General features: G+C 41.5%; 1 pseudogene. It reads left to right on the forward strand.

Annotated features, from left to right (window positions below):
* Window positions 1–87 precede the first annotated feature (87 nt).
* Window positions 88–1,051 (forward strand): annotated as a pseudogene (locus HMPREF3022_RS03840) (IS30-like element ISApl1 family transposase).
* Window positions 1,052–1,061: the final 10 nt, after the last annotated feature.

Below are 1,061 nucleotides of genomic sequence, written 5' to 3' on the forward strand. Positions count from 1 at the left end.
GGCTGAATTTACAATCCAAGTGCAACAAAAAAAGAAGTACTCATCAACTAGAATATAATTTTGTTTCCACACAAAAACCACTTCCAAATGATGAGTACTTCCTACCGACATCTTACAATAAACGAGCGAGAAAAGATAATGATTTTACTCGCACAGGGCAAAAAACAAGCAGAAATTGCCAAAGCACTGGAGCACCATTTCTCGCGAGCTGAAACGACACGCTCTAGAAAGCTACAGTGCAACGAACGCACAAAACAGCTATTTGAAGCATCGTCAAAATAGCAAAGCACAGCGCAAATTAGAGCAGCCTGAATATTTCAATTTGGTGCAAGAAAAGTTTCTGACAGAAAACTGGTCGCCCGAACAAATCAGCGCACGATTAAAATTGGAAAAATCTGAATTATCCATTAGTTATTCAACCATTTATCGTGGTATTTATTCAGGGTTGTTTGATATAGGCGAACGCAAAGCCAGTCGCAAACTGCGCCACAAAGGCAAAACACGGCATACAAAAAATCATCATGAAAAACGTGGCAAAATTCAGATATCCAACCATTTGAACGACCGTCCCATTTCGGCGCAAAATCGCAGTCGCTTTGGACATTGGGAAGCCGATACCGTACTGGGTAAAGCGGGTGGAGCTTGTTTGCTGACGCTGACGGAACGCAAAAGTCGTTTTGAGTTGGTGAAGAAAATTCCTGCCAAAAAAGCCGAAGCAGTCCAAAAAGCCATGATTGAATTGCTGGATTCACATATATTGCGGTCAATTACGCCAGACCGTGGTAAAGAATTTGCCCAACATCGTTTGGTAACAGAAGCACTGGGTGTAGAATTTTACTTCCCCGAGCCGCATCAACCGTGGACACGGGGAACGAATGAAAATACAAATGGGTTACTTCGTGAATACTTTCCGAAGCACCAAGACATCAATCAGTGGAGCGAAGTTGATATTCAACAGGTGATCAATAAACTGAATTTACGACCACGTAAATGTTTAGGTTGGAAAACACCTTATGAAGTTTACTTCAAAAAATCGTTGCACTTGGTTTGACAATTCAAGA

Source organism: Neisseria sp. HMSC065C04 (assembly GCF_001815375.1).
Lineage (GTDB): Bacteria > Pseudomonadota > Gammaproteobacteria > Burkholderiales > Neisseriaceae > Neisseria > Neisseria flavescens_D.